Genomic DNA, 4,565 nt, shown 5'->3' with positions numbered 1-4,565 from the left:
CCTCATCACTTTCATGGGCGTGCGGAAGGTTATGGGCGAAGACTATTACAAGAAGATCGCCGAAATGGGTCCCCGCATCATTCAGGCCGGAGAGATGGCACATGATCGCGTTCTGTCCGGGCAGGATCTCATGACGCTTTACGGACAGGCCACCCATGTGAAGCGGCGCAACGACCTCGGCGGTACCTTGAAGATGATGATCCCCAAAGAGGGGCTGGTCCTGCTTCCGCAGAACCTCTTCATCATGAACAAGGCGCCCAACCCCAACGCAGCCAAGCTCTGGCTTGACTACCTGCTTTCCGAGGAGGGCCAGAAGATCATAAGCACTGAGGAATCGCTGATTTCCGGCCGTGYCGGGGCGGCCAGTCCGCTGCCGGATTATCCGCTGACCATCGATACCCTCAGAGTCATCCCGATCGACTGGGCCAAGCTCAGCGACGAAGACTTGGCGGCGGCGAAGAAGGACTGGCAGTCCATCTTCAGATAAGCGTCGATAAGCCAGACAATTCTCGTTCCCGAGAAGATCGGGCTGATGGTAAGCGTCGTTTGCCAGGTGAGGCATGCCGTGTCCGTGACGAGATTCAGTCGGCCAYGGCTGCGTAGTCTGAAAATGGGAGGATGGATTGTCCCGTAACGAGGCTACTAAACACAGGCAGTCGGACGCTACGCAGGCCTCAAATCTCTATGAGAGGCTGCGAAGCGACCTGCTGGAGGGCATTCTGGAACCGGGACTGCATCTGCGCATTCGGTCGATGGTGGAGATATACGGCGTCGGCCCGACACCCGTACGCGAAGCGCTCAATAGGCTCGTGTCCGAGGGACTTGTGATCTGCCGTGATCAGCGCGGCTTCACCGTCGTCGATGTCGGGGTCGAGGAGCTTATGGAGCTTTCGAGAACGCGCGAGTGGCTGGAAAGTCTCGCGCTGGCGAAATCAATGGCAGCCTCAACACCCGAATGGCTCGAATCCATCATCATCGCGCATCACCGCCTGCGGCGCACGAAGCGCTCGTTGTCTGAGCAGGCTTACGAACCGAACCCGGAGTGGCAAAAACTCCATCGCGAATTTCACAACTGCCTCGTTTCCAACTGCAATTCGCGCTGGGTAACCAGCTTCTGCTCGCAACTCGGCGACCACTTCTACCGATATAGCCAATTGTCGATGCACAGGAGTTTTGGCGTTCGCGATGAGAGCCTCGAGCACGATCGAATCGTCGAGGCGGTGATTGCGAATGACGCCGATCTGGCAATCGAGCTACTGACGGGTCATTACAAGGAAACCGTCCGTATTATTCTCGAAGGTAAAAACTTGTCTGAGGGACGTTTCTGGGCGAACGATCGCGCCCTCGAACGTGAGTCGGCCCGATCGTTCCAGGTTCGCCAACCCACGATGCATCCGAGGGGTTAGGAATCGGAGTGCAATGAACTTGCACGCGATGCGCCTTCACCGTCCCCGCTCTCGCCTTCAGATGGATCGAACCGTCCTCCTGGCGGGACAATGGCGGTGGAGCGACAAATGAACCAGTCAAACAATGCATTGATCAAACCGCTTAGCGTCTGCCCATTGCAATCTTCGCCGGCGGTCGTAAGCGCAGGCTCACTGCCGCAGCGATCTTCGCCGCTATATTTGTATCGAGATTGAAGCCGCTGCCAGCATTCTGGTCGGCTTCATAGCTGCCTGCCCAGATGATCGCGGTCGTTTGCCCATCCAGCAGGCGGCTTGTGATCCTGAGCTTGCCTTCGCCTGCACGGATCACGCCCTCCAGGATGTGGCGCCGGCCAAACTGGCGATCGCTTTGTGCGGCGGACGCGGAAGATCCCAAGGCGGCTGGTACCTCACCGCGAAAGATCGTCAGCTCTTCGCTCGGAACAAGCTGCGAGATGATATCGTCCGCAAGTGCCGCCGCAAAAACCTCGAATTCGGCTTTCTCAGTGAGGTTGACGAAGGACTTCACGACAAGTGACAACCGTACCGGGCTCACTGGCGCAGCCGGGATCGGTCCATTCGCTATCGCCAGGAAGGCCACCAAGGAGCTGATCGCGAGCGCTGAAGTGGCGCCGACAAGCCAAGGAAGCCTCAGCCAATCGCCCATTTGCGGGCGGGATGGTTCGTCGGGTGGGGGATCGGATGGTGAAAGCGGCGCAGGGTCGATCTGATCGTTCAATTGCCAGCGGAAGCTGGGCACATAGCCCCCCTTGGCAATCTCGATCACAAGCGGGTCGGTACTGCCTTCAAGCAGATAGTACCGCTCCAATCCGCGCCTGAGCCGCCCCGCCTCGATGCGAACGACGGGATCGTTCGAAACGTCGAAATCTGCCCTCCGGCCGAAGACTTCGACTGCGATCGCATAAGCCTTGATGCGGTCTGCCCGGCCAGCAAGTACTTCTTCAACCACGTAGGACAGAAACCGGCGCACCCGCTCGGGCACCTTAAAGTCGTCACTTGCTAAAATGCGAACCAGTTGGGTTCGAACATCACTTGCGGAGATGACTGGTACGGCGCTGGGAGGGGAGCCACTACGAGAACGCGTCGGCATCATCAAGGCCCTTCGAATACGCTTAGCACCATCTCGAACAGATAGAGAAATTACTGCAACAGCGCGGTGACACGCAGAGCGCTAACCAGTCAGCCAAACTCTCGCCCCTGCTGTCCCTAAGGTCAATTGAGCGATCGCTGCGCCCTGCCCAAAATCAGTGAAGGGCAAGGAGTGCATCGACCCGCCCTCACATATCGAGGTCGGCATTATGACCCGGATCGAGGAGCGCGGGCGCGCCCGTCTGAAAMTGCGTTTTCCTGATTGGCGGGCCCGTTTTGATCTGGCCGCAAGCGAAAACTTTCTCGACGTTTGCGAGGCGTACGAATTGGCGCATGTGGGGCTKGATTACKKGACCAGGTCAGACGCACCGTYACRCGACGAGATGATTGCAGAYTAYCGAGACCTGATGGCCTCCCTAGAGTTGGAAGCCCAGATCTGGGGAGATCGCGAGATCGAGGAAAGAAGTCACGCCAGAAAGCGTTAGCTGGCGGCCGTCGCCTTTCCGCTGCGACTTCGCAGATGGTGCGCGGCTCAGTTTCGTGGCTGACTCAGAGGTTTCCGCTATCTATAAGACGGCAACCACGACAAGTTCTTCCCAGCGCTCGTGTGGCCAGAGCCGGGGCGGATCTCGCGAGAACCCCCACCGCACCGGCTCGCACCCTCCCCTGCAACATTCGGGGCTTCGGCGGACCGCGAGCTTCGCGTGGGTAACCGCGCCTGCCGAGCATGAGCCGCGGTTGCGCCTTGCGCCGCCATCCTTGAATACGAGCTGGCATGTCGCGAGAGGAGGCTGAGCGTCATGCTTGCATCCAGATCAGCATGACCAGACATAGCGTGTGGCCCGACGCTACGAAAAACTAACCTGGTGTCGCTGATTGAGATGTTCGAAGCCAGGCCTCCATTGACTGCTTGCGCGACCAGTCTGTGGCCTCGACGATGCGAATATCTCGGACGACAGCGTCGCCCAAGAGCTTACGCGCGGCCTGATAGTCCGGGCTCTCATACGCCGCGATGGCGCTTGTGACGCTGTCGAACTCTATAATGACCGTGCGCAGGTTCAGTCCTTCCTCCAGCGTTACGGCAGGAACGCCTCGTACTAGATTGCGCCCGCCGGCCGCCCAAATCGCGGGACCGGCTAGCTCAACATATGCCGCAAGGGCTTCAGGGTCCTTGATTTCGCGGTAGGCCGCGATCCAATAGGCTTTAGCCATCGTTGCCTCCGCGAATTGATCTCGTGGTTGCAAAACTGCAAGCGCTGCGAACAAAAATGGTCATGGCTGCGGCTCTAAAATCGCCTATCCGATCCTTGTCTGGTGATTGGCTGCTAGGGTTTCAGTGCTCGTGCTCGTGAGCATCGGCGGCTACTCGACACTGCGCCATAGAGGCGCGGGCTAAAGAGATGGAGACTGGAGCACCAATCGACGAGCAACGCCCTTTTAGACATCACGACGTGAACCGTGGCGAGTGCAGCGCAAACGTCTCGACGTCCTTACCCAAATTGGGCGCCGGCATTGCCGATGCGAGCACGGCAAATAGCCCCGCACACGAAACTCATTGCAACCTCCCGCTTTGGAGTGTGCAACGCAGCATAACTGATTTTAGTCGTCCGTGAAGAACTTTGATCGCACTCGCCGTCGTGCAGGTTTCGTATCCGAACGGCCAGGGGCGAGACGATCCTCCACATAGCGAACCTGGTCGCGCTCATCGTGTTTATCGAGTTGTTGACCAAAGGGTGACGGGATATGCGCCGCCAGCCCGCACCGGCTGGGGTGCCGAGGAAGGATGACCGTATGAGCCTGCCCCGCTTCGCCCTTGGCTGCTGGCATGAGCGCCAGCGCCAGAGCGACATCGACATACTCTGGCCGCTCTGCCTCAAGCACGCGCCAGACAACGCCACCGCGCGCCAGGCATTCAGCCTCCACGCCGCCCGCGCCAGCGCCTGGGCCGTGCTGCCTGACGACGAGCGCCGCCGACAGATCGAGATGCTGGCGCGACACGATGCAATCCCCGGGGAGATCGAGAAGCAGATT

At 59.1% G+C, this 4,565-nt stretch carries 5 protein-coding genes; 3 read left to right on the top strand and 2 right to left on the bottom strand.

Annotated elements, in window-relative coordinates:
- Window positions 1–487 (top strand): ABC transporter substrate-binding protein (locus AC1DVA_RS26465; RefSeq protein WP_476807867.1); only part of this gene is annotated, 487 nt, incomplete at its 5' end.
- 136 nt (window positions 488–623) lie between these two features.
- On the top strand, window positions 624–1,406 hold the full coding sequence (locus AC1DVA_RS26460) for a GntR family transcriptional regulator (protein WP_476807866.1): 783 nt from the start codon (window positions 624–626) through the stop codon (window positions 1,404–1,406).
- A 142-nt stretch (window positions 1,407–1,548) separates the two neighbouring features.
- Here AC1DVA_RS26460 and AC1DVA_RS26455 read toward each other — a convergent pair whose 3' ends face one another.
- Together AC1DVA_RS26455 and AC1DVA_RS26450 are read right to left on the bottom strand one after the other, a co-directional pair.
- Window positions 1,549–2,538: a hypothetical protein gene (locus AC1DVA_RS26455; RefSeq protein ID WP_476807865.1), complete on the bottom strand. Its 990-nt coding sequence runs from the start codon at window positions 2,536–2,538 to the stop codon at window positions 1,549–1,551.
- An 854-nt stretch (window positions 2,539–3,392) separates the two neighbouring features.
- Complete coding sequence (locus AC1DVA_RS26450) at window positions 3,393–3,746, bottom strand: DUF1330 domain-containing protein (protein WP_476807864.1); 354 nt, start codon at window positions 3,744–3,746, stop codon at window positions 3,393–3,395.
- A 579-nt stretch (window positions 3,747–4,325) separates the two neighbouring features.
- On the opposite strand from AC1DVA_RS26450, the gene AC1DVA_RS26445 reads away from it, so the two are divergent.
- A partial coding sequence (locus AC1DVA_RS26445) for a hypothetical protein (RefSeq protein ID WP_476807863.1) occupies window positions 4,326–4,565 on the top strand: 240 nt, incomplete at its 3' end.

It is taken from the genome of Allobosea sp. P4_C6, from assembly GCF_056402015.1.
This window is presented reverse-complemented; position numbering and strand designations above follow the sequence as displayed.

Coding starts and splice junctions, on each gene's coding strand:
- AC1DVA_RS26455 (WP_476807865.1), bottom strand. CDS start 2,538: ATGATGCCGACGCGTTCTCGTAGTGGCTCCCCTCCCAGCGCCGTACCA.
- AC1DVA_RS26450 (WP_476807864.1), bottom strand. CDS start 3,746: ATGGCTAAAGCCTATTGGATCGCGGCCTACCGCGAAATCAAGGACCCT.